The 446-nt window shown below is 69.3% G+C and carries 1 protein-coding gene; it reads right to left on the bottom strand.

Features of this window, described 5'->3' with window-relative positions:
• The coding region (locus JWG43_RS18365; RefSeq protein ID WP_371925227.1) for a chorismate mutase at positions 1 to 439 on the bottom strand (439 nt) is incomplete at its 3' end.
• Positions 440 to 446: the final 7 nt, after the last annotated feature.

Below are 446 nucleotides of genomic sequence, written 5' to 3' on the forward strand. Positions count from 1 at the left end.
GCACCACGCCCAGCTCGCAGCGGCCGGAGTGCACGTCGGCGAAGACCTGCGGCAGGTCGTTGCAGGGGTGGAAGCTGGCGGCATGGCCCAGGTACTCCACGCCGGCAAAATAGGAGAAGGTGCCTTCCGGGCCCAGATAGGCCACGTTCTGCGGGCGTTGCAGGGCGCGCGACGAGGAGAAGATCTCGCGCCAGATGGCACGCAGGTGTTCTTCGGGCAGGGGACCGTCGTTCTTGCGGGCCAGGCCGTCCAGCACTTCGCGCTCGCGCAGGGGCTTGAACACGATGCCGGGGTCCCCGGCCTTGATGCGGCCCACTTCCAGGCTCAGGGCGGCGCGGCGGTTGAACAGCGCCAGCAGTTCCTGGTCCACGCTGTCGATCTCGCCGCGGATGGCGGTCAGGCGCTGGGGGGCGTCGGAGGGGGAATGTGCGTCGGCCATGCTACAC

It is taken from the genome of Desulfobulbus alkaliphilus, from assembly GCF_016918545.1.
GTDB lineage: Bacteria > Desulfobacterota > Desulfobulbia > Desulfobulbales > Desulfobulbaceae > Desulfobulbus > Desulfobulbus alkaliphilus.